Origin of the sequence: Pedobacter puniceum, from assembly GCF_009674685.1 — a bacterium.
In the GTDB taxonomy this organism is placed as follows: Bacteria; Bacteroidota; Bacteroidia; order Sphingobacteriales; family Sphingobacteriaceae; genus Pseudopedobacter; species Pseudopedobacter puniceum.
Genome location: NZ_WKJI01000002.1, coordinates 336678 through 359010, shown reverse-complemented (window position 1 = coordinate 359010; position 22333 = coordinate 336678). Strand labels below are relative to the sequence as shown.

At 34.6% G+C, this 22333-nt stretch carries 21 protein-coding genes; 11 read left to right on the top strand and 10 right to left on the bottom strand.

Features of this window, described 5'->3' with window-relative positions; translation table 11 throughout:
• Nucleotides 1-897 carry an alpha/beta hydrolase gene (locus GJJ64_RS08190; protein WP_154287321.1) on the top strand — a complete coding sequence of 299 codons (897 nt, stop codon included), beginning with the start codon at nucleotides 1-3 and terminating at the stop codon, nucleotides 895-897.
• An 87-nt stretch (nucleotides 898-984) separates the two neighbouring features.
• Here the strand turns inward: GJJ64_RS08190 and GJJ64_RS08185 are convergent, their stop codons facing one another.
• Nucleotides 985-1842: a transglutaminase-like domain-containing protein gene (locus GJJ64_RS08185; RefSeq protein ID WP_154287320.1), complete on the bottom strand. Its 858-nt coding sequence runs from the start codon at nucleotides 1840-1842 to the stop codon at nucleotides 985-987.
• A gap of 95 nt (nucleotides 1843-1937) precedes the next feature.
• Here GJJ64_RS08185 and GJJ64_RS08180 point away from each other — a divergent pair, with 95 nt between their 5' ends.
• Nucleotides 1938-2723: an O-methyltransferase gene (locus GJJ64_RS08180; RefSeq protein WP_154287319.1), complete on the top strand. Its 786-nt coding sequence runs from the start codon at nucleotides 1938-1940 to the stop codon at nucleotides 2721-2723.
• A 6-nt stretch (nucleotides 2724-2729) separates the two neighbouring features.
• On the opposite strand, the gene GJJ64_RS08175 is transcribed toward GJJ64_RS08180, so the two are convergent.
• On the bottom strand, nucleotides 2730-3851 hold the full coding sequence (locus GJJ64_RS08175) for a BamA/TamA family outer membrane protein (RefSeq protein WP_154287318.1): 1122 nt from the start codon (nucleotides 3849-3851) through the stop codon (nucleotides 2730-2732).
• A gap of 424 nt (nucleotides 3852-4275) precedes the next feature.
• On the opposite strand from GJJ64_RS08175, the gene GJJ64_RS08170 reads away from it, so the two are divergent.
• Nucleotides 4276-5763: a tetratricopeptide repeat protein gene (locus GJJ64_RS08170; RefSeq protein WP_154287317.1), complete on the top strand. Its 1488-nt coding sequence runs from the start codon at nucleotides 4276-4278 to the stop codon at nucleotides 5761-5763.
• Here GJJ64_RS08170 and GJJ64_RS08165 read toward each other — a convergent pair.
• Genes GJJ64_RS08165 through GJJ64_RS08130 form a run of 8 tightly spaced genes read right to left on the bottom strand, consistent with a single transcriptional unit; the run spans nucleotide 5760 to nucleotide 11309 of the window.
• Complete coding sequence (locus tag GJJ64_RS08165) at nucleotides 5760-6416, bottom strand: 1-acyl-sn-glycerol-3-phosphate acyltransferase (RefSeq protein WP_154287316.1); 657 nt, start codon at nucleotides 6414-6416, stop codon at nucleotides 5760-5762. The genes GJJ64_RS08170 and GJJ64_RS08165 overlap by 4 nt on opposite strands.
• Entirely contained in the window at nucleotides 6406-7233 is an 828-nt protein-coding gene (locus GJJ64_RS08160; protein ID WP_154287315.1) for an alpha/beta hydrolase, read from the bottom strand. Before GJJ64_RS08160 ends, GJJ64_RS08165 begins: the two co-directional genes overlap by 11 nt.
• 6 nt (nucleotides 7234-7239) lie before the next feature.
• On the bottom strand, nucleotides 7240-7635 hold the full coding sequence (locus GJJ64_RS08155; protein WP_154287314.1) for a holo-ACP synthase: 396 nt from the start codon (nucleotides 7633-7635) through the stop codon (nucleotides 7240-7242).
• Nucleotides 7625-8434 (bottom strand): enoyl-ACP reductase FabI, encoded by an 810-nt coding sequence (locus GJJ64_RS08150; RefSeq protein WP_154287313.1) that lies wholly within the window; start codon nucleotides 8432-8434, stop codon nucleotides 7625-7627. Before GJJ64_RS08150 ends, GJJ64_RS08155 begins: the two co-directional genes overlap by 11 nt.
• Complete coding sequence (locus GJJ64_RS08145) at nucleotides 8424-9776, bottom strand: beta-ketoacyl-[acyl-carrier-protein] synthase family protein (RefSeq protein WP_154287312.1); 1353 nt, start codon at nucleotides 9774-9776, stop codon at nucleotides 8424-8426. The genes GJJ64_RS08150 and GJJ64_RS08145 overlap by 11 nt, the downstream gene beginning before the upstream one ends.
• A 6-nt stretch (nucleotides 9777-9782) precedes the next feature.
• Nucleotides 9783-10037, bottom strand: coding sequence for an acyl carrier protein (locus tag GJJ64_RS08140; RefSeq protein WP_154287311.1), 255 nt, complete (start codon nucleotides 10035-10037; stop codon nucleotides 9783-9785).
• Nucleotide 10038: 1 nt separating this feature from the next.
• A complete protein-coding gene (locus GJJ64_RS08135; RefSeq protein WP_154287310.1) occupies nucleotides 10039-10587 on the bottom strand; it encodes a hypothetical protein in 549 nt (182 codons plus the stop codon).
• Nucleotides 10587-11309 carry an SDR family NAD(P)-dependent oxidoreductase gene (locus tag GJJ64_RS08130; RefSeq protein ID WP_154287309.1) on the bottom strand — a complete coding sequence of 241 codons (723 nt, stop codon included), beginning with the start codon at nucleotides 11307-11309 and terminating at the stop codon, nucleotides 10587-10589. Before GJJ64_RS08130 ends, GJJ64_RS08135 begins: the two co-directional genes overlap by 1 nt.
• Nucleotides 11310-11620: 311 nt before the next feature.
• Here GJJ64_RS08130 and GJJ64_RS08125 point away from each other — a divergent pair, with 311 nt between their 5' ends.
• From GJJ64_RS08125 to GJJ64_RS08090, 8 genes are all read left to right on the top strand, one after another.
• Nucleotides 11621-12601, top strand: coding sequence for a deoxyhypusine synthase family protein (locus GJJ64_RS08125; protein WP_154287308.1), 981 nt, complete (start codon nucleotides 11621-11623; stop codon nucleotides 12599-12601).
• A gap of 254 nt (nucleotides 12602-12855) precedes the next feature.
• On the top strand, nucleotides 12856-14220 hold the full coding sequence (locus GJJ64_RS08120; RefSeq protein ID WP_154287307.1) for a cytochrome c3 family protein: 1365 nt from the start codon (nucleotides 12856-12858) through the stop codon (nucleotides 14218-14220).
• A 43-nt stretch (nucleotides 14221-14263) separates the two neighbouring features.
• Nucleotides 14264-17284 carry a TAT-variant-translocated molybdopterin oxidoreductase gene (locus GJJ64_RS08115; RefSeq protein ID WP_154287306.1) on the top strand — a complete coding sequence of 1007 codons (3021 nt, stop codon included), beginning with the start codon at nucleotides 14264-14266 and terminating at the stop codon, nucleotides 17282-17284.
• Between the two features lie 24 nt (nucleotides 17285-17308).
• On the top strand, nucleotides 17309-18781 hold the full coding sequence (gene nrfD, locus GJJ64_RS08110) for an NrfD/PsrC family molybdoenzyme membrane anchor subunit (RefSeq protein WP_154287305.1): 1473 nt from the start codon (nucleotides 17309-17311) through the stop codon (nucleotides 18779-18781).
• A gap of 2 nt (nucleotides 18782-18783) precedes the next feature.
• Nucleotides 18784-19320, top strand: coding sequence for a DUF3341 domain-containing protein (locus GJJ64_RS08105; RefSeq protein WP_154287304.1), 537 nt, complete (start codon nucleotides 18784-18786; stop codon nucleotides 19318-19320).
• Nucleotides 19313-19894: a c-type cytochrome gene (locus tag GJJ64_RS08100; RefSeq protein ID WP_154287303.1), complete on the top strand. Its 582-nt coding sequence runs from the start codon at nucleotides 19313-19315 to the stop codon at nucleotides 19892-19894. Before GJJ64_RS08105 ends, GJJ64_RS08100 begins: the two co-directional genes overlap by 8 nt.
• A gap of 16 nt (nucleotides 19895-19910) precedes the next feature.
• Nucleotides 19911-21131: a quinol:cytochrome C oxidoreductase gene (locus GJJ64_RS08095; protein WP_154287302.1), complete on the top strand. Its 1221-nt coding sequence runs from the start codon at nucleotides 19911-19913 to the stop codon at nucleotides 21129-21131.
• Nucleotides 21132-21152: 21 nt separating this feature from the next.
• On the top strand, nucleotides 21153-22331 hold the full coding sequence (locus GJJ64_RS08090; protein WP_154287301.1) for a cytochrome c oxidase subunit II transmembrane domain-containing protein: 1179 nt from the start codon (nucleotides 21153-21155) through the stop codon (nucleotides 22329-22331).
• Nucleotides 22332-22333 lie beyond the last annotated feature (2 nt).

Here is a 22333-nt window from a genome sequence, read left to right as displayed (position 1 = left end):
ATGAAAAAAATTATCTTTATGATGCTTATCGGCTTTGCCCAATTAGCCAACGCCCAAAACAAGGTGATAGAATTATATCCAAATGGTGTACCGGGTGCTAAAACAGCTACAGATTATGTAGAACAAACTGTAGTAGGTACAGATGGCAAAACTAGAGTTAGTAAGGTTACAAAACCAACTCTAGAAGTTTTTACTCCTGCAAAAGGAAAAGAAACAGGTAAAGCTGTAGTAATTTGCCCAGGTGGTGGATACGCTATTTTAGCCATTAAACATGAGGGCTATGATGTTGCCAAAAGATTTGCAGAAGCAGGTATTACAGCTTTTGTTTTAAAATATCGTCTTCCATCAGACTTTATTATGGAAGATAAAAGTATTGGTCCGCTTCAAGATGCACAACAAGCAATAAAGTATGTAAGAGAAAATGCTGCTCAGTATAAAATAGATCCTGCTAAAGTAGGTATTATGGGGTTTTCTGCCGGCGGGCATTTGGCTTCAACTGCTTCAACACATTTTGATAAAGCCGTTATCAAAAATGATAATAATACCAACCTACGCCCAGATTTTTCTATCCTGATTTACCCGGTGATTTCTTTTGGTGAATTTAGACATAATGGCTCTAGAACAAATTTATTAGGTGCACAGCCTACTGATGAACAAATTACTTTATATTCTAATGAACTTCAAGTAAATGCTAACACACCACCTGCTTTTCTTGTACACGCCATGGATGATAAAACAGTTCCGGTAGAAAATAGCATCCAATACAGTTTAAATTTGAAGAAGTTTAAAGTAAAAAGCGAAGTACATTTGTACCAAGCTGGTGGACATGGTTTCGGGTTGAACAACCCTACAACTCAGGAAGATTGGTTTAAAACTTTATTAAATTGGATGAAATAAGAACTTAAATAAATTTTTATCGATTCTTAAGTCGGCTCCCTCTCTTTTGTCTAAAAGAGACTTCTTTTGGAGAGAGGGGGAGAGGCCTTACTCTAATACCTCCAACAAGCCAATCAATTCTTTAACTTTCTCTGTGCTGCCTAACTCTTCGTAGGCGCTAATAAGGTTCCTAATCACCCTTTTAATAATTTCTGTATGCGAACAAGGTTCGTAAAAGTATTTCTCTGGCTGAATTTGTAATTGTTTTAAGAACATATCAATGTCTCTTTTACCAAAGATGTAACCCTTGTTAAAAACATTGATATAAAATAGGATGCCATTTTCTTCATTTTGTTTTTCTTGTTCATCTTCGTAAGCTAAAATAAAATGCTGCGGAAGATTTACACCATAAATAGGAATGTCTAATTTCTGAGCTATAACCGCATAAATAATAGCCAAACTAATTTGATTACCCTTTTTACTTTCTAAAACCTGACTGATGTAGGAGTTTTGCGGGTCTTTATGATTACTGGTATTACCAGAAAAACCGTAGATATTATAAAAGATATGATTGATAAGTTTTACCTTTTCAACCGGGCTAGCCTCGTACATCATTTGTAGCCAAATATCTCTTTTAATAGCCTCAATTTGGTTAATGATTTTCTGCTCGTTTAAATCTGGATATTGATACCTGTTGATGATTAAAGCTCCGCGAAGTAAATCAAAAGCACCACTTTGGTACCATAAAGCTAAATCTTCACGTACATTTTGATACTGAATTTTATGCACCAAGTTTTCTATACGTTCTTGTAGAATGGTGTCTAAAGATTGCTCCCAGGCACTTTCTAAAAAGCCTATAGCTTCACTGCCATAAGATAAAATCCTTTCTTCTATATGCGAGAAAATCTCCGGATCAGGATCATCCAGTAATTTAATTAAAGAAGCTATTTCTTTTTCGTCAATCATGATTAAAAATTCTAAAATCTAAAGTCTCACATCTAGTATCTCTATACTCAATTACCCTATACTCAATCACAACGCAAATTCATATCTTCGCCATCATGTTTAATATATCATTCGCCTTAGACTACATCGCCCACAGAATCAATGCCAAAACGCGTCATGGTGTACATTCACCATTTGTTTACAAGCTTATAGATGAAGTAATTTACGATTTCAAAGATAAACCCGAATACAAAAGTATCGAAGAATTACGTAAAAATTTACTTCAAGATCATCGAAATGTAACCATTACAGATTTAGGAGCTGGGTCACATCTTAATAATCAGAAAGTTAAAGCTGTAAAAGAACTGGCAAAAAATGCACTTAAATCGCCTCGTTTAGCAAAACTGTTATTCCGTTTAGTACAATATACAAAGCCTAAAACTTTAATAGAGCTTGGTACATGTTTAGGCGTAACAACAGCTTATTTGGCTAAGGCCGATGAAAATTTACAAGTGATAACCATGGAGGGTTGCCCCCAAACTGCTGCAGTAGCACAAGAAAATTTTGATAAATTGGGTTTAGAGCGTATAAAATTAGAAGTAGGTAATTTTGATGAACGCCTGCCAGTTTTGCTACAAAGCCAACAACAGCTAGATTTTGTTTTTGTGGATGGAAACCATCGTAAAGATGCTACTTTGAACTATTTCAATTGGTGTTTGCCAAAAGTACACGAAAATAGCTTGCTTATTTTTGATGATATTTACTGGAGCCAAGGTATGAAAGAAGCATGGGCAGAAATTAAAGCACACCCGCAGGTAAGTGTAACGGTTGATTTATTTTGGATAGGCTTAGTTTTCTTTAAAAAAGGGATAGCCAAAGAAGATTTTAAAATTAAGTTTTAGGAGAGTTTAAAAAGACTCTCCTAAAGAAATATACAAGCCAGAATTCCTCTTTTCGCCTAAAGGTTTTTCGCCAAAGCCATAATCTACTCTTAGGGCTAAACTTTTATCTAAATCAAAGAAAAACCTGCCACCAATACCATAATTAGGTTTTAACCTATTAACAGAAAAGTTGTTTTTCGCATAAACAGTTCCGGTACCTCCAAATGCAACCAATCCAAAACGGTCTACAGGTCTAAATCTAATTTCTGCTTGTATGGCAGCATAATTTTCATCCCTATACCTGCCCATGTAATAACCTCTCATAATTTGGTCGTTACCCATTTGCCTCAGCATATAAAACGGAATTTCTCTTTTACTACTCACCGCTTCCATAAAACCTTGTGCTGCTATGGTGAATTTCTTATGCGGTGTATAAAAATAGCGAGAATCTAAAGTGAATAAAGTTCCTTCAAATTGTTGCTGCTTAAAAAAATCAGGAGCATAGCCATAACGCAATCTTGTAAAAAAACCTTTAGTTGTGTAAATGTTGGTATTTCTGGTATCTATTAATTGTGTTATTTTAAATAAAATGAAGTTTCCTCCATCCTTATCAAAGAAAGGTGTGTTGTTGTAAAATCCGCCTAGTTCTACATCTCTAAAGCTTTGCGATTCAAACTCTACACCCAAACCCGGATAATAAGATTTAGCTAATTGTCTTTCTACTTCGGCGTTAAGTCTGAAACGTCTTTGTATCAGTTTATCTTCGTTACTTCTTAAAGTAGCGTCACCTACACCGTAAAAATTAAAAGGTAAATTATAGAATCTAGCGTCGTATAAATGATGCCATTTGTTGCCTCTCGACCATAAATCAGATCTTATAGAAACCTGCGATTGGCCTTTAGTGCTGGTATAAGCCAATCCGTAAAGTTGTGAAGGTCTAATTAAACTATCCGTTTTATCCAGATAAAAAGAATATAAACCAGCTCCACCAAATTCAAAACCTGCTTCTTGGGTATAAGCTATAACCGGGACTGGTAAAAAACTATTATGTCTATTGGTATCGGGCGAGAAGAATTTATCTATAAGTTTTTTTTGCGAGTAACTGTTTAAAGACAAGCCAAGCAAAAATAAAAGGAGAATCTTTTTCATATTTAGTCTCAAAGATAATTATCCAAACGAGATTTAGGAGGTAATAGTTTTGATTTTAGTATCTAGTTTATTAAATACTAGAAAGACAAAAGTAGATTAGCTAGGGCTTTTCAGTATGCTCAATCAGTTCTGGCAGACCCAAAAAAGAGGCTGGAAGTTGTAGCTCATACGCCATCAGGTAAATTTTTTATCATCAAGCCATTAGATTATATAGAGTCAACTAAAGATTAATTATACTTTTAACGTAAGAATAACGTAAGACCAACGTAAGATAAACGTAGGATAAGACTATGTGAATACATATAGAGTATAAATATTTTTTAATCATCAAAACTTACAACATCAGGCATTTTTATTGCTCCTATCACCAAGTTTTACAAATAAACCCTGATATTTACCCATGTTTATCTACTAGATATTAACCATGTTCAAAAAAGTATTTTTATTTACTGTTTTTTTTGCCTTTTTAACCACACAGCTTAAAGCAAATTTTGATTTCAATAATAATTGTATTCAAGCCTATCAGGCTATTTTTGATTTAAGAATTCAAGACGCACAAGCCATTTTAAAAGCCGAGAAACAACAGCATCCCAATAACGGAATCATCATTTTATTAGAAAATTATATTGATTTTTTTAGTCTTTTGGTATCCGAAAATCAAGTAGATTATGAGCGATTAAAGAATTTAAAAAGTACTAGATTAAGTCTTTTAGAAAAGCAGGATTCTAAATCACCATATTATCTTTTTGCTCAGGCTGAAGTTAATTTGCAATGGGGGATGCTTAAAAGCAGATTTCAGGATTACCTATCCTCTGGCTTGGACATTAAAAAGGCAGATAATTTATTGAGAGAGAATGAAAAAAAATTCCCAACTTTTCTACCTAATCAGAAAAGTATAGGTTTAGTAAATGTAATCTTAGGGTCTATCCCAGCTAATATAAAAGGCGTTTTACAATCTTTTGGCTTCAAAGGAAATGCAACACTGGGCATTAAAAAACTAGATCAACTTACAACATCAATATCACAAACACCCTATAGTTTTTATAAAGAAGAAGTAGTTTTTTTATTGTGCTATATAGAAACAGATCTTCTACAAAGTAAAAATAGCTATCAAAAAATTTTAAATCTTACATCGGTTTTTGGTGATGATAGCTTATTGAAAACCTATTTGCAAGGCTATGTTGCTTACAGAAATGCGCATAACGATGATGCTATCAAGTTTCTACAAAGAAGACCAACTAAAAGTGCGCAATATGTCAATTTCCCTAAGCTAAATTATCTCATCGGAAATGCTAAACTTAACAGAAATGATTCTGATGCTTATGTTTATCTAGGAAGATATATTAATGAATATAAAGGTATTAATTATGTTAAGGATGCTTATTTAAAATTAGCCTATTACTATTATCTGAAAAATGATATCGCTAAATATCAAGCTTTTATTAAAATGGTTAAAGTAAAAGGTAATGTATACGACGAGAAAGACAAACAGGCTTTAAAAGAAGCTAATGAACAAGCTCCGGATGTTAATTTATTAAGAGCTCGGTTAAGTTATGACGGAGGATACTATACTAGAGCGTTAGCTTATTTGAAAGACAAAAATCAAAGTGATTTTAAACTACAAAGAGATCAAATAGAATATTTTTATCGTTTAGGCAGGATTTATGACGCCTTAAATAAATCGCAAGAAGCTTTAATCAATTATCAAAAAACTATTTACGCGGGTAAACAAAGTACTTATTACTATGCTGCAAACGCTGCTTTAAATATGGCTTTAATTTTTGAGGAGAAAGGTGATAAAAGCAGAGCTGTAAATTTTTACAATCAAGCTATTAGTATGAAAAATCATGAATACGAAAACAGTATCGAAAATAAAGCTAAGGAAGGTTTAAGAAGGCTTGGCGCCGATTAATTTATGGGTTCTTCTGTAAATCTAAATTGATTTTTAATAGCTTGTTGATGATGCTGGTTAACCTTAATCTTAAAGGCTTCAAAATTAAAATCATCATGGTTACCACAATCTAACATATGAAAATAAACTGATGGCTTTAGACTTTCAAAATATTCGGTTAAATTACTGCTCCAAAGTAATTGGCATTTTCCTTTCACCATAGGTAATAGCTTACAAATACCATCTTTTATCTCAATATGTCTAACATATTGAGATTCTAAATTACCTTGTGGAAACATGATTACTAAATTTCCGGGTTTGCTTAATATTTCAGCCGTATAACTTAAGCTCTCTATATAAGTTTTAGAATGTGGCACAATAGAAAAGCCTCCAAAATATCTCATCCAAAGATTTTTCTGTAATTGCTTTTTTAATATCATGAAATAAAAGCCATTAAGTTTTTGTTTAGGATAGATAGCCTGATAAGCTAAATAACATGCCCAAAAGCCATCCCAAAAACTTAAATGATTACACATTAGTAAATAAGAGGAATTATTTTGAAGTGGTACATCATGAATAACCATTTTGTTAAAGCGTTTTTTCAAAAACCACATCAGCAAACGAGCGGCTGCCATAAAAATTGGTCGTGGTAAAAGTTTAGCTTTAATAATCATTCAATAGTTTTTTTAAGTGATAAGGAAACTCTCCGTTAATCATCTCGTGGTTAGCATCTAAAACTTCTTGTTTTGCCCAGTGTAATTTTTTGATGGTATTTTCTGCTATTTTAGCCGGATAATTTTTATCTCTAGCTCCAAAAATAAAAATACTTTTTATTTGATATTGGTTAAGGTTTTTTACAAACTTCTGATGATTTATCTTTAAATGTTTTAAATAGGTTAAACAAGCATAAAAAGAAAATCTAAGTTCGTAAGTTGCTATTTCTTTGTATAATATCTCATAAATTTTTTGGTCAATAACTTTAAGGTTTTTAATCAATTTTAAAAGTTTGTGCATTCCGCTATCGCTTAAAGCTAGTTTTTCTAACACTTTATTACCTAGTTTCTTTCTACTTAAAAAAGTTACCAACCAACCAGGTTTTAAGCTTGATGGTGCGGCAGCAATAAATTCAGAAACTCTTTCTGGTACTTCTTCTACAATTGTTGCAGCGTAATGCGAACCCATAGAATAAGCCAAAATTGAAAATTTGTTTATTTGCTGCTCATCGCAAAAATCGGTAAACAGTTTAGCTAATTGCTTTTTACTAATACCTTTTTTAATGATGGCTAAATCATTATTTCTAAGTTTAGTTGCCTTATGAAAAAATAAATCAAAACCATAAAAGGTATAATCAGTACCTAGATGCTCCTCAAGTAACTTAAATTGTTTGCCATGCATACCATAACCATGAAAACAAAGCATAGCTTTTGGCCCGCTACCAAATTTGTAATAATGAACTGATGCTAGAGAATGCTCAAAGAAATGATTAGTCATTGATGTTTATATTCTTATCATTGCAGCCGCCCAAACATATTCTCCATCATGGCTTATGGTAAGGCTAATTTTTAGGTTTTTATAATAATCTGATAGCTTTACTTCTGGTTTTCCTGAGATTTTTTCTCTTAAAATCTCTATTTTTTTAAAAGGTAGTGCTTTACTATTGATTTGTTTTATTGCCTTATAAACAGCCTCTTTAGCGGCCCATGTAGATGCGTATCTTAAAATACTATCCTCAAAAAGTTCACAATAATCAATTTCTAAAGGTGTATAAACTTTTTGTTTAAATAAAGGGTTAAAAGAAAGCTTAAAATCCGGAAGGAAAACTAAATCATTACCCAAAGCGAAATTATTTTTTGGGATTAGCTTATTTAGGGTTTCTTCTAAATTATGCTTCATCTATGGCTACTCCCATAATATTAAAACCACCATCTGTAAAATGGATATTACCAGTAACCTTCTTAGATAAATCTGAAAAATAGTATAAAGCGGTATTTGCCACATCTGCTGCGCTTACATTGCCAAGTGGGGCGGTAATTTTTCCAATTTTACGAAGTTTTCTAACGCCGTTTACACCACCAGCCGAGGTTGTCATGACTAAGCCTGCTGATATAGCGTTAACCCTAACTTCTGTACTCCTAAAATGATGAGCTAAATATTGCATGATATTTTCTAAAGCTGCTTTATTGATAGCCATCCCAGCATAATTAGGAAAAACCCTTTGCGATGCATTATAGGTTAAAGTTAAAATAGAGGCTTGTTTCGCTAAAAGAGGTTCTGCAACTCTGCAAATTCTTAACAAAGAGTAAGCGCTAATATTAAATGAGTCTATTAAATCTTCAAGAGGAATATCTAAATAACGTGGTGCAGGTTCTGAGGATCCTGGAAAACTACTACACATTACGTTTTGGTTTCCAAAAGCCACGCCATGTAATATGTAGTCTATAGCACCCCATTCTTGGTAAACTTGGTTAAGAAAGCTTGTAATTTCTGCTTCGTTTCTAATATCTACTTGATAAGTGATAGCCGAAATCTGATGTGTTTCTAACAAAGTTAAAACTTCATCCTTGGTTTCCTCGGTATAACTCACTGCAACTTTAGAACCTGACTCGTGTAGTTTTAATACAATTTGGAAAGCAATAGAGCTTTCATTTCTTACACCAAAAACTACTGCTATTTTGTTTTGATTATTTATCATCTCTAGAGATTAACATGGCGCTATTGGTACCGCCAAAACCATAATTTAAACAAGTAATACTATTTATTTCTTTTGAGAAGCTTTGTTGTTGCAATAAATCTCTGTAATAGGCTAAAGGTTCTTTAGAGCCTTCCCAATTTGATGTGGTTTGAAAAGTTTCTTGCTCTGGATTTAAGTTTACGGCATTTAAACAAGGTAAAACTTCTTGTCTTTTTAGCATTAATATTGCTGCAATAAATTCTACAGCACCAGCAGCACCCAACATGTGTCCAAACTGCGATTTTGGCGCTGCAATATGATATCCTTTATCACCTAAACTATCAACAACACTTAATAATTCAATAGCATCGCCAGTTGGTGTAGAAGTACCATGTACTTTTACCACATCTGGTTTATAAGGAATATCTTTTAAAAGCCCTTGCCATAAGCGGCGTTGCCCATTAAATGAAGGAGCAAACATATCTCCATCACCATCAGAATTATTAAAATAAGCATCTATAACACCTAAAATATTTGCACCACGGGCTTTAGCTAAATCATAAGCTTCTAAACAAACTATGCCAGCACCAAAAGAACAAACAAAACCGTTTCTATCTTTATCAAAAGGTCTAGAACTTTCATGAGGCTCAAACCCTCTGCTTAAAACCTGCATACCATCAAAGCCTAAAAAGCTTTCTAAAGCTGTACCTTCTACGCCACCTGCTACAATGCGGTCTTGCAAGCCAAAACTAATCATACGGTAGGCATAGCCAATATTACCTAGGCCAGTAGCGCAAGCTGATCCTATAGCTTCACAAATACCTTTATTTTTTATAAAGCAAGAGATATTAGCAGCCTCTCTGTAAACCATACCTCTATCTATATTATGGCCACCTAAAAAGCGGGTTTTATTGCCCAGAACAAAAAAACTATTCCACGCAATGCGCTGTATTTCATTACCGCAGCTTCCAGAACCTACAACAACACCAGTTTGTTCAGATTCTACCTCGGCAGTTGTCCAGCCAGCCATTTTTATAGCATCAGCAGTACTTATCATAGCCCAAATGCTTCCGATATCCGCCGTAGCTAAATTATGATCCGGTATGCGATTAAGTAAGTCTATATAAGTTTCGGGATATCCTTGAAGTAGAGTAGAATAAACAGGCTGCAAGTGAACTTCTGATTCAGTAATGTAACCTGCAACATGTGAACGTACCTTTTTTCCATGAGCAGCTACTTTATCCCAATATCTGATAAGAGATTGGTTGCTGAATAGTTTTTGTTCAAATTCATCCAAATTATTACAGGTAGGGAAAACCCCACCCATACCAACTACAGCTACTTTTCTGCCCTTGATATTCATGATAAACTATCCTTTAGATTTGATAATCAAATCCACAATATCTTTAATCTTAGAGCCTAAATCATCAATATCTTCATCTTCAAACTCTACATTAAATTTTTGTTCTGCTTTAGCTGCAATATTAATCATCTCGGTTGAAGGAGTTTTTAAATCAGCTATAAAGTCTGTTTCTTCTGTAACATGATTTAATTTTTCTTGATCTATGGTTCTTACAGTTCTTAAAATCTCTACTAAACCGTCTATAATCTCTTGTCTTTCCATTTTAAATTTTATTTGTCTTTTTAATAGCTCTTCCGGTTATACCATTAAGTTCGGCAACTAGGATGAAATCATCACCAACTTCGTAATTGTTTAATTTTTCTTCGTTAAAGTTTTTGAAATATTGATTTAAATCTAAGTCTTTAGGTACTTTATAAATGCGTCCATCAACTACCATTTGCCTAAATTTATAGAATACAATTTTTCCTATACTGATAAACGTATCTCCTTCAAGTAAATAAGAATGGAAATTAACATTTCCGATGCCTATAAAAGTGGGTATAAATTCGTCTTTATCAACATTAGATTTTTCTTTTGCTTTAAGGTAATTAAGAAAGGCAGCACAAGAGCCTGTAGTAGCTTGTGCAAAGGCTTCTATTTGGTCTACACCTCTAAAAACACCAAAATGGTCTTTTACATCATTAGCATTAGGAGTATAACTAGCTATAATGCCAACATTAGGGCTGTGCCAATGGTATTGATGTACCAGTAATTTACTTGGCCCATGTATCAGCATACTGCTAGGATGCGCTCCAACTAAGTTTTCTGCCATTAAAAAATACCTCCATTAATGTTGATATTGCTTCCATTAACATATCCTGCTTTCGCTGATAAAAGAAAAGCTACAGTTTCTGCAATATCTTCAGTTTTTCCAAATCTTCTGAGTGGGATATTACTTAAATATTTATCTTGTTCTATTTGTGGAATAGCTGCTGTCATGTCTGTTTCAATAAATCCAGGAGAAATACTTAAAACCCTTATCTCATGCTTTTCATAAATAGCGCCCACTTCCTTTGCTAAGGATTTTGAAAAGGCAATAAGCCCTGCTTTAGTAGCGGTATATACTGCTTGAAACGCATTTCCAGTTTCTGCAACGCAGGAGCTCATATTAATAATAACACCTTTTTGCTGCACTCCAAATATTTTTAAAGCCGTTTTGGCAATTTGTATCGGAGCTTTTAGGTTAACTTGTATCAGTTTGTCTATGTCTTTTTCTGGTTGATATAGTAAAGGTTTATCTAAAGTAATTCCAGCATTATTAATAACAGCATACAAGTCTTCTCCATGTTCTGCTTTTAAAGTTTTACAAAATAAGGAAACCTCTTCAGGATTACATAAATCTGCTGCTAGTATGTGATTGCCATCTTTCAACTGAGTAATGTTTTCTGCTTTGGAAGCGTGTAAGATTAAACAATAATCATCATTTAACGCTTTTGCAATTGCCAAACCTAGCCCTCTACTTGCACCAGTAATCAAAACTTTTTGTTTATTCATGGTATAGCTGTTTCCAAATCTTACTATAAGCTTCAAAAATAAAAAATCTTAATTGATAAACAATTTTTTGAATGATTAGGGCATTTTTAGCTGTTTGATAGATTAATTTGGTAGGTATATCTAAAAATTTAAATCATCATTAATTTATTTTAATTAGATAAACGATTCGGTTCCATAAGCTTATAGCTCTTAGCTGTAAATGCTTGAAATTATGTTATAATAGATTATAAAATCATTAGAAATAAGTGGTGCTCATGCTACACTGTCTCAAATTCGAATCAAAAGTGTATTTTTGCCAAAATTTTAACATCATGAGCGTACAAAGAGGACCTATATCACAATTTATAGAAAGAAATTACCTTCATTTTAACGCGGCAGCTTTAATGGATGCAGCAAAAGGGTATGAAACCCACTTAGATGAAGGAGGGAAGATGATGATTACCCTTGCTGGTGCTATGAGTACTGCAGAGCTTGGAATTTCATTAGCAGAAATGATTCGTCAGGATAAAGTTTCTATTATTTCTTGTACCGGAGCTAATCTGGAAGAGGATATTATGAACCTAGTGGCACACTCTCATTATAAAAGAGTTCCTCATTACCGTGATTTAAGTCCGCAAGACGAGTGGGATTTGTTAGAGAACCACTACAATCGCGTTACGGATACTTGTATCCCTGAGGAAGAAGCTTTTAGAAGATTGCAAAAGCATATACATAAAATTTGGAAGGATGCTGATGACGCTGGAGAGCGTTATTTCCCTCATGAGTTTATGTATAAGATGTTGCTGAGTGGAGATTTAGAACAATATTATGAGATAGATCCTAAAAACTCTTGGATGTTGGCTGCTGCCGAAAAGAATTTACCTATTGTTGTTCCGGGTTGGGAAGACTCTACTATGGGTAATATATTCGCTTCTTATGTGATAAAAGGCGAAATGAAAGCAACAACCATGAAAAGTGGTATCGAGTATATGGCTTGGTTAGCAGATTGGTATGTGAAAAACTCAGAAGGAAAAGGGATAGGTTTCTTCCAAATAGGCGGCGGTATAGCTGGTGATTTTCCTATTTGTGTAGTTCCTATGCTTTATCAAGATATGGAGATGGAAAATATTCCTTTCTGGAGTTATTTCTGTCAGATATCAGATTCTACAACTTCTTATGGCTCTTATTCTGGTGCTGTTCCAAATGAAAAAATTACTTGGGGTAAATTAGATATAGATACGCCTAAATTTATTGTAGAATCTGATGCAACGATAGTTGCACCTTTAATATTTGCATGGCTTTTAAAACAATAAATAAGATAAACAAGAATTTTTAGGATGAAAAAATGTGATTATCATCAACCTAATTTAAAAAATGCCGTTTTTAGTATAAATAAGCGCAATTTTTATTCTTGTTTAGAATGATTTTAAATTATTAAAATCAGTCATCAAATTGTCAGCCAAAAGGTTTTTAATTTTACTTTTGTGATTCGAAAATGAGGTGCAACACACAGTTTAGTCGCATTTTCAATCAGGAAACATTTAAATTTTAGTATAACAAACTCAATATGAGAAACTTCTCATCTGATTTTAGAAGATTGGTAAGATCCCTTATGATAGTTACGGCTATCACATTAGGTACTTCGGGTATGGTGTCTGGGCAAGGAACTCCTGCAGATTCTACACAAGCAGCTGGTGCAGCAGCGCCGGCGGCTGGTGGAGCGGCTGTAAATGGAGACCCTGCAGCAGGTGAAGCGCTTTACAAAGCTAATTGTACTTCTTGTCACGCTTTAAACAAGCGTGTACTGGGTCCAGCTTTAGCAGGTGTAAATCAAAAGTACAATGATGAAGCTTATTTGATTAAGTGGATTAAGAACGCTCCGGCCATGGTGGCTTCAGGAGACGAAAGAGCTGTTAAAATTTACGAAGAGTACAATAAGGCAGCAATGACTCCATTCCCTCAATTTTCTGACGACGACGTTAGAAATATTTTAGCTTATATACAAGTTGAGGGAGACAAAAAACCAGAAGCTGCTGCTGCCCCAGGTGGAGCTACTACTGGCGCAGAAAGTGCTGATACTGGTGTTAGCAATTTTATGATTATTGGCCTTGTTGCTGTAATCTTAATTGCATTCTTAGTTATTTTAGTGCTTAACCGTGTTATTGCAACTTTAGAGCGCCTTTTATTAAATAAAGGTGAGGCTATTTTAGCAGAAGAAGACGAAACTGAAGAAGAAGCAAAAGATAAGTTTGCTGGCTTAAAGAGAATGGCTAAAAACAAGAAACTAGTTTTCTTTGTGATTTTAGGATTTGTAGTTTTACTAGCTTCTTTTGGTACGGTAGAAATGTGGAACACAGGTGTTCATACAGGTTACCAACCGGTACAGCCAATTAAATTTTCTCACCAATTACATGCTGGTACAAATCAAATAGATTGTCAGTATTGCCACTCTGGTGCTTGGAAGTCTAAAAATGCTACCATTCCATCTCTTAACGTTTGTATGAATTGCCATAAATACGTACAAGCTACTGAAAAATATGATGGAGAAATTTCACCAGAAATCAAGAAAATTTATACCGCTTTAGATTATAATCCAGAAACTCAGGCTTATGGAGATAACCCTCGTCCTATCGAGTGGGTTAGAATTCATAATCTTCCGGATTTAGCTTACTTCAACCACTCTCAACACGTGAAAGTTGCTGGTATTGATTGCCAAAAATGTCATGGTCCAATAGAGACAATGGAAGAAGTTTATCAGTATTCTCCTTTAACAATGAAATGGTGTATTAACTGCCATAGAGAAACTGAAGTTAAACACGAAGGAAACGCTTACTATGATAAAGTAATTGCTGCTCATGATCAAATCAAGAAAGGCGAGAAAGTTACTGCTGCAGTATTAGGTGGTTTAGAGTGCGGTAAGTGTCACTATTAATAATAAATAATTAGCATAAACAATACAGTCTTATATAGCTTAAATGGAAAGCACAAAGAAATATTGGAAAGGTTTAGAGGAGTTGCAAAAAACTCCAGAATTCGTAGAAAATAATAAAAACGAGTTTTCTGAACCGCTTCCTATAGAAGAAGTATTAGAAGGTACCGGATTAGCAGCGGCTACTCCGCGTAGGGATTTCTTAAAAGCAATGGGCTTTGGTTTAGGTGCTGTTACTCTAGCAGCATGTAGCGAAGCTCCTGTTCGTAAAGCGGTTCCTTACCTTATTAAACCAGAAGATGTAACTCCTGGTATACCTAATTATTATGCATCAAGTTATAAAGGTGCTGGTATATTAGTTAAAACCCGTGAAGGTCGTCCTATTAAAATAGAGCCTAATCCTAACTGCCCTATCAATGGCGGAGGCTTAGATGCGCAAGCTCAAGCATCTGTTTTAGATCTTTACGATGTTTCTAAATTAAAAGGACCTTTGTTATCAGGTTCAGAAGCTTCATGGGCTGATGTAGATAGTTTTGTAAAAGGCGAATTAAATAAAGTTCAAGCTTCAGGAAAAGCTATAGCCATCGTAAGCTCAACTGTTAATAGTCCTTCTGCAAAAGCTGTAATTGCAGACTTTATAACACAATATCCAGCTACTAAACATGTAACTGTTGATCCAGTTTCCTATACTGGTATCATCAAAGCAAATGAAGCTAGTTTCGGAAAAGCTGTTTTGCCTCAGTATCATTTTGAAAAAGCTCAAGTAATTGTAAGTTTCGGAGCTGATTTCTTAGGTACTTGGATTTCTCCAACACAATTCTCTAAGCAATATGCTAGCAATCGTGATATTAAATCATTAGAAGCTAAGAGAATGTCTAGACACATTCAGTTTGAATCTGGTATGAGTACAACTGGTACTAATGCGGATTCACGTATCGCTATTAAAGTTTCAGAAGAAGGAGCTGCAGTTTTAAGTTTATATGCTGCTTTAACTGGTACTGCCGTACAAGGTGCTACTTTAAGTAATGCTGGTGCTGCAAGTGCAATAAAACTAGCTGCTAAAGAATTGTTAAATGCTAAAGGAGCTGCTTTAGTAGTTTCTGGTTCTAATGATATCTCAACACAAACTGTAGTAAACGCTATTAACGCCTTCTTAGGTGCTTATGGTACTACTATAGATTTAGATAATCCATCATACCAATACACTGGTATAGATGCAGATTTCAATGCTTTAGTTGCAGATATGAATGCAGGTAAAGTAGGTGCTATTTTCTTCTTAGATAGCAATCCTGTATTTACTTATCCAAAATCAGCTGATCTAGCTAATGCTTTAGGAAAAGTTGCTTTAAAAGTTTCTTTTGCTGATAGACAAGATGAGACTGCCGCTTTATGTAATGTGGTAGCTACTAACCATAATTATTTAGAGTCTTGGGGTGATGCAAATCCTGTCGAAGGATACTACACTTTAGTTCAGCCTACTATCAACCCAATATATAATACTCGTCAGGCAGAAGAGAGCTTATTAGTTTGGTCTAATAATCCTGTTCAAGAGTATTATACTTATGTTAAAAACAACTGGGCTAAAACAGCTTTAGTTGCTTCTGGCAAAACTTGGGATGATGTTTTGCAAGCGGGTTCTGTACAATTAGCTGCAAAACCAGCTGGTGCATATACTTTTGTAGGAAATGTTAGCGCTGCTGCTGCATCTATCGTTCAATCATCAAAAGCAATCGCAAAAGATGTTGAGTTACAAGTTTATGAGTCTGTTGCTATTGGTAATGGTTCACAAGCTAACAATCCGTTATTACAAGAATTACCAGACCCAGTTTCTAAAGTAACTTGGGATAACTATGCTGCTCTTAATCCTAAATATGCAGAGTCTTTAGGTATCAATCAATTTGATATTGTTACGCTTAAAGGCGGAGATTATGCTATCGATTTACCTGTTTTATATCAACCAGGTCAGGCTCAAGGTACAGTTTCTGTAGCTTTAGGTTATGGTAGAGTAAAAGCTGGTAAAGTAGGAGATGCAGTAGGTAAAAATGCTTACCCTTTCTTAAGCTATGTTAATGGTACTTTACAAGGTATAAATTCTGTAAGTATCACTAAAACTGGTGGTTTTGAAGAATTAGCTCAGACACAAACTCACCACTCTTTTGAGGGTAGAAATGTGATTAGAGAAGCAACCTTTGCAGAGTATAAGCATGATGCAGCTCATGGTAGTGGTAATCATGGTGCAAAACATAAGACTTACGATTTATGGAACAAGTATGATCAGCCAGGTCACAATTGGGTAATGGCTATTGACTTAAATGCTTGTACCGGTTGTGGTGCTTGTATAGTAGCTTGTAACGTAGAAAATAACGTTCCAGTTGTAGGTAAGGACGAAGTTCGTCGTCGTCGTGAGATGCATTGGTTAAGAATCGACCGTTACTACACTTTTAACGAAGAAGGTAAAAAAGTTACTGAGGAGAAAGAGATTGAGGCTATAGAAGGTACAATGGAAAATGTTTCTGTTGTTCACCAACCAATGCTTTGTCAACATTGTGAGCATGCTCCTTGTGAAACTGTATGTCCTGTATTAGCAACTGTTCACTCATCAGAAGGTTTAAACCATATGGCTTATAACCGTTGTGTAGGAACACGTTACTGTGCAAACAACTGTCCTTACAAAGTACGTCGTTTCAACTGGTTTAACTACTGGAATGATTCTCGTTTTGATAACTATCTAAACAATGAGTTTACACAGTTAGTATTAAACCCTGATGTAACAACACGTTTCCGTGGTGTTATGGAGAAATGTTCTATGTGTATCCAACGAATTCAAGCTGGTAAATTAGAGGCTAAGATTGCTAAGAGAGAACTTAAAGATGGTGACATCAAAGTTGCTTGTCAGCAAACATGTCCTACTAATGCTATCATATTTGGAGACGCAAACGATCCTAATTCAGAGGTATCTAAAGCATTAAAGAACGAAAGAACTTATTATGTTTTAGAAGAACTTAACGTTCAACCTGGAATAGGTTATATGACAAAAATTACTAATACTGGATTACAGGAAGCTTAATATTTAAAATAATAGCATCAAGATATGGCATCTCATAACGAATCAATATTAAGAGAACCGTTAATTACAGGAAAGGACATCACGTATGCAAGAATTACGAATGAAGTTCTTTTACCTGTAGAAAATAAACCAAATAAAGCCTGGTGGATGGGCTTTATAGTATCAGCTTTAGGCGCTTTACTATGGGTAGGGGCTGTAAGTTATACTTTCTATTACGGAATTGGAACTTGGGGGTTGAACAAGACCGTAGGATGGGCTTGGGATATCACAGGTTTCGTTTGGTGGGTAGGTATAGGTCACGCTGGAACGTTAATTTCAGCAGTACTTTTATTATTCCGTCAAAACTGGCGTAATTCAATCAACCGTTCTGCGGAAGCGATGACAATTTTCGCCGTAATATGTGCTGCTACTTATGTAGTATCTCACATGGGTCGTCCTTGGTTAGCATACTGGCCTTTACCTTTGCCAAACCAGTTCGGCTCATTATGGGTGAATTTCAACTCGCCACTAGTATGGGACGTTTTTGCAATCTCTACTTATTTCTCAGTATCTCTTTTATTCTGGTATACAGGTCTTTTACCTGATATTGCAACCATTAGAGATAGAGCAACAGGATTGAAAAGAAGAATTTATTCTATACTTTCTTTCGGTTGGACAGGTTCAGTGAAAACTTGGCAACGTTTTGAAGCTGTGTCTTTAATTCTTGCAGGTGTTTCTACCCCATTAGTATTATCGGTACACACTATCGTATCAATGGACTTTGCAACTTCAGTAATTCCAGGATGGCATACCACTATATTCCCTCCTTACTTCGTTGCTGGAGCAATTTTCTCTGGTTTTGCGATGGTGCAAACCTTATTATTAATCGCTCGTAAAGTTTTAGGTTTAGAGAATTATATCACCATGTTCCATATAGAATCAATGAATAAAATCATTGTTTTAACTGGTTCTATTGTTGGTGTTGCCTACTTAACTGAGTTATTCATCGCTTGGTACTCTGGTGTTGAGTATGAACAATATGCGTTCTTAAACAGGATTTCTGGTCCTTACTGGTGGGCTTACTGGTGTATGATGACTTGTAACGTAATCACTCCTCAGCTATTCTGGTTTAAAAAGATTAGAACAAGTATTCCTATTTCATGGGTACTTTCTATTATTGTTAACATCGGTATGTGGTTTGAGCGTTTCGTAATTATTGTTACCTCACTTCATAGAGATTACATTCCATCAAGTTGGGCTATGTTTTATCCAACATGGGTAGATATCTCAATATTTGTTGGTTCTATTGGTTTATTCTTTACTTTATTCTTGTTATTCATTAGAGTATTACCTTCTGTAGCTATGGCAGAGGTGAAATTATTAGTGAAAACTTCTTCAGAACAAAGCAAGAAAAAATTATTAGAGTCTGGAGTTATTAAACCAGAAGAAGCCGAGTATTACAAAGAGTCTTTAACCAAGTTTGATAGTGTAGATCAGGCAGATTACGCAAAAATTTAACAATGAGCAATATCAAGTATATTTTAGGACATTTTGAAGATCCGGATGACATGATGCATGGGATCGACAAGCTAAAAGAAAATAATATTAGCATTTACGATGCTTATACACCAATGCCTATACACGGTATAGAAGACAAACTAGGTGTTAAAAGAAGCAGATTACCAATTGTAGCTTTTATATGCGGTATAACTGGAACTTTTACAGCATTTTCTATGATTTATTACATGATGGTACACGACTGGCCAATGAATGTTGGTGGTAAGCCAGCCTTTGCTTTCCCAGACTTTGTTCCAATCATGTTCGAGTTAACAGTATTATTTTGTTCTTACGGAATGGGTATAGCTTTCTTCTTTAGAACACACTTGTTCCCAGGAAGAGCACCTAGAGTAATGGATTTGAGAGCAACAGATGACCGTTTCATTATTGCTGTTGATGCAAATGAAAATGCGGATCATGATAAAATAAATTCTCTTTTAAAAGATGCTGGTGCTGTAGAAATTAAGCACAATGAAAGGAGATATGTAAGTTATGAATAAGACCAGTATATTAGGTTTGGCATTCTTAGCCATTACCGCTATAACCATGATGAGCTCTTGTAAAGATAAGAGTAAACCAGGTTTAGAGTATGCTCCGAATATGTATGATGCAATAGCTTACAATCCGGATCAGAAGAACCCCAATTTTGCAGATGGTAAAACAGCTCAAGTTCCTCCTAGTGGAACTAACCCAATAGGTTATGCTCGTTTTAACTATCCTGATACTAGAGAGGGTTATGATGCCGCTAGTGCAGGAGTTGTGAATCCACTTCCTGTAAATCAGAAAAATTTGGAAGAAGGAAAACAATTATACATTGCTATGTGCGGTCCTTGTCACGGTCCTCAAGGTAAAGGAAACGGTTCTATTGTAGAGCTAGGTAAATATCCTGCACCTCCATCATATTCAACTGGTGTGTCATCAAGAGGTGGTGCCATGAAGGATTTAACAGATGGTAAAATATATCATACTATTCAGTATGGTTTAAACTTAATGGGATCTTACGCTTCTCAACTTTCTCCAGAAGAAAGATGGCAAGTAGTAATGTATGTTCGTGAATTACAAAAAGTACAATAATTGATTAAGATATAAAATGGGAGCTCATAATCATACATACAATTTTTCAGAGCAGTATGAATTCTCTGGAAAAGCCAAAACTTACAGTTTAATTGCCATTATTGTTGGTATTGCTGCAATTGCTTTTGGTTTCTTAACAGGACACGCAGAGCGCACTTTTGCAAATCTGTTATTAATGAGTTATTACTTTACTTGTGTTTGTGCCGCTGGATTGTTTTTCATTGCAGTACAATTCGTAGCTCAGGCAGGTTGGTCTGCAGGCTTGATAAGAATACCTCAGGCTTTTGCTAAAGTATTACCTATTGCTAGCATTATTTTAACTATTGTTGTAGCTACAGGTTTATTTAGTCATAACTTATATCATCACTGGAACCACGAAGGTATTACTGATCCAACTTCTCCTAATTACGATGCTCTTATCGCAGGAAAAGCAGGTTATCTAAACGTACCGTTCTTCTTAACAAGATTAGTGTTCTTCCTAGCATTGTATTGCATTTTCGCTGTTCTTTTACCTAAATTATCTAATAATGAAGATTTAGAAGGGGGCTTAAATAGCTACAAGAAAAGTATTAAATACTCTGCTATATTTCTAGTAATCTTTGGATTTACTACCCCAATTTGGGCGTTTGATGTTATCATGTCTTTAGAAGCGCACTGGTTCTCAACCATGTTTGGTTGGTATAACTTTGCTGCAATGTGGGTAACAGGTTTAGCTACTATAGCTATTACAGTTATATTATTAAAAAAAGCAGGTTACCTAGGTTGGATTAACGAAAATCATTTACACGATTTAGGAAAGTTTGTATTTGCTTTTTCTATTTTCTGGACCTACGTTTGGTTTGCACAGTTTCTATTAATTTATTATGCAAACATTCCTGAGGAAACTGTGTATTTCTACAAAAGATTTGAGCCTGAATATTTACCATGGTTTTGGGTTAATATTGTAGTAAACTTTGTTGCTCCACTATTAATTTTAATGACTAGAGACGCTAAACGTAAAACTAATCTATTATTAGTTGTTTGTATTATTATCATTTGCGGTCACTGGTTAGATTATTACATGATGATTATGCCTGGTACTGTAGAGTCACACAGAGGGTTTGGAATTATAGAAGTAGGAACGTTTTTAGGATTTGTTGGCTTATTTACCTTCTTAATGTTAAATGCGTTAAGTAAAGCTGCTTTAGCTCCTAAAAATCACCCCTTCTTACAAGAAAGTGTACATCATCACATTTAATATTTATAGATACTTAGAGATATGAACTTGAAAAAGTATTTTAATTTAAAAAGCTTGTTAACGGTGCTTACCTTCGGAGGTTTATCTCTAGGTCAAGCTATGGCTCAAGCTACAGAGGAAGCTGCTAAAAATGAAGGTTTAGGTAAGACTGTTTCTTACTATATACTGTTGTTTTTATTAGCATGTGTGTTTATCGGTATTATTGGTAAAGTTTTACAAGTTTATGAGTTAACGCGTAAAATTCAAGGTAAGAAGAGCGGTATTGCATGGGATAAATTTAACGGTGTAATGTTTGCGGCAGCATTAATCTTAGGCTTATATGGAGCATATTGGTCTTATACAGAGCATGGTAGTTTAATATTACCAGAATCTGCTTCAGAACATGGTGTTGCTATTGATAGCATGTTTAATATTACGTTAATCATTACCACTTTTGTTTTTGTTGTTACGCATATTATTTTATTCTTATTTGCTTATAAATATAAGCACAGTAAAAAGCGTACAGCATATTATTATCCTCATAACAATACATTAGAAAAATACTGGACTATTATTCCAGCAATAGCTTTAACTGTGTTAGTTTTAATGGGTTTCTTCATCTGGAGAGGTATTACTAATATTCCTAAAGATCAAATGGCTAGTGCTATACAAATTGATGTTACAGCACACCAATTTGCTTGGGATGTAAGATATGCAGGGAAAGATAATGTAAATGGAAGAAAGAATTATAAGCTTATCGGAAGTTTAAATGGTCTAAACAATTTAGGTTTAGATTTGTCTGATAAGAGAAATAATGATGATTTAAAAGTGAACGAGATTGTTCTTCCGGTTAATAAGTCTGTAAGATTTACTATTGGTTCTCAAGACGTATTACATAGTTTCTACATGCCTCACTTTAGAGTTCAGATGAATGCTGTACCTGGTATGCCTACATTCTTCCAGTTCACACCAAAAGTTACTACTGCAGAAATGCAAGAAAAAACTAACAATCCTGAATTCAATTATCAGTTGTACTGCGCTAAAATTTGTGGAGGTTCTCACTACAACATGAAGTTTTTGGTAAAAGTTGTTTCTGAAAAAGAATATCAAGAGTGGTTGAAAGAGCAAAAACCAATTGTTACTGAGGAAATGAAAAAAGAGTATCAGTTAGCATTAAGCAAACAAAACTCTGTTAATAATCAAATTGCGTTAAATAACTAATT

What these genes read in the sequence shown, in the direction of transcription:
- GJJ64_RS08190 (WP_154287321.1), top strand. Translation starts at nt 1, where the DNA reads ATGAAAAAAATTATCTTTATGATGCTTATCGGCTTTGCCCAATTAGCC.
- GJJ64_RS08185 (WP_154287320.1), bottom strand. Translation starts at nt 1,842, where the DNA reads ATGATTGACGAAAAAGAAATAGCTTCTTTAATTAAATTACTGGATGAT.
- GJJ64_RS08180 (WP_154287319.1), top strand. Translation starts at nt 1,938, where the DNA reads ATGTTTAATATATCATTCGCCTTAGACTACATCGCCCACAGAATCAAT.
- GJJ64_RS08175 (WP_154287318.1), bottom strand. Translation starts at nt 3,851, where the DNA reads ATGAAAAAGATTCTCCTTTTATTTTTGCTTGGCTTGTCTTTAAACAGT.
- GJJ64_RS08170 (WP_154287317.1), top strand. Translation starts at nt 4,276, where the DNA reads ATGTTCAAAAAAGTATTTTTATTTACTGTTTTTTTTGCCTTTTTAACC.
- GJJ64_RS08165 (WP_154287316.1), bottom strand. Translation starts at nt 6,416, where the DNA reads ATGATTATTAAAGCTAAACTTTTACCACGACCAATTTTTATGGCAGCC.
- GJJ64_RS08160 (WP_154287315.1), bottom strand. Translation starts at nt 7,233, where the DNA reads ATGACTAATCATTTCTTTGAGCATTCTCTAGCATCAGTTCATTATTAC.
- GJJ64_RS08155 (WP_154287314.1), bottom strand. Translation starts at nt 7,635, where the DNA reads ATGAAGCATAATTTAGAAGAAACCCTAAATAAGCTAATCCCAAAAAAT.
- GJJ64_RS08150 (WP_154287313.1), bottom strand. Translation starts at nt 8,434, where the DNA reads ATGATAAATAATCAAAACAAAATAGCAGTAGTTTTTGGTGTAAGAAAT.
- GJJ64_RS08145 (WP_154287312.1), bottom strand. Translation starts at nt 9,776, where the DNA reads ATGAATATCAAGGGCAGAAAAGTAGCTGTAGTTGGTATGGGTGGGGTT.
- GJJ64_RS08140 (WP_154287311.1), bottom strand. Translation starts at nt 10,037, where the DNA reads ATGGAAAGACAAGAGATTATAGACGGTTTAGTAGAGATTTTAAGAACT.
- GJJ64_RS08135 (WP_154287310.1), bottom strand. Translation starts at nt 10,587, where the DNA reads ATGGCAGAAAACTTAGTTGGAGCGCATCCTAGCAGTATGCTGATACAT.
- GJJ64_RS08130 (WP_154287309.1), bottom strand. Translation starts at nt 11,309, where the DNA reads ATGAATAAACAAAAAGTTTTGATTACTGGTGCAAGTAGAGGGCTAGGT.
- GJJ64_RS08125 (WP_154287308.1), top strand. Translation starts at nt 11,621, where the DNA reads ATGAGCGTACAAAGAGGACCTATATCACAATTTATAGAAAGAAATTAC.
- GJJ64_RS08120 (WP_154287307.1), top strand. Translation starts at nt 12,856, where the DNA reads ATGAGAAACTTCTCATCTGATTTTAGAAGATTGGTAAGATCCCTTATG.
- GJJ64_RS08115 (WP_154287306.1), top strand. Translation starts at nt 14,264, where the DNA reads ATGGAAAGCACAAAGAAATATTGGAAAGGTTTAGAGGAGTTGCAAAAA.
- nrfD (WP_154287305.1), top strand. Translation starts at nt 17,309, where the DNA reads ATGGCATCTCATAACGAATCAATATTAAGAGAACCGTTAATTACAGGA.
- GJJ64_RS08105 (WP_154287304.1), top strand. Translation starts at nt 18,784, where the DNA reads ATGAGCAATATCAAGTATATTTTAGGACATTTTGAAGATCCGGATGAC.
- GJJ64_RS08100 (WP_154287303.1), top strand. Translation starts at nt 19,313, where the DNA reads ATGAATAAGACCAGTATATTAGGTTTGGCATTCTTAGCCATTACCGCT.
- GJJ64_RS08095 (WP_154287302.1), top strand. Translation starts at nt 19,911, where the DNA reads ATGGGAGCTCATAATCATACATACAATTTTTCAGAGCAGTATGAATTC.
- GJJ64_RS08090 (WP_154287301.1), top strand. Translation starts at nt 21,153, where the DNA reads ATGAACTTGAAAAAGTATTTTAATTTAAAAAGCTTGTTAACGGTGCTT.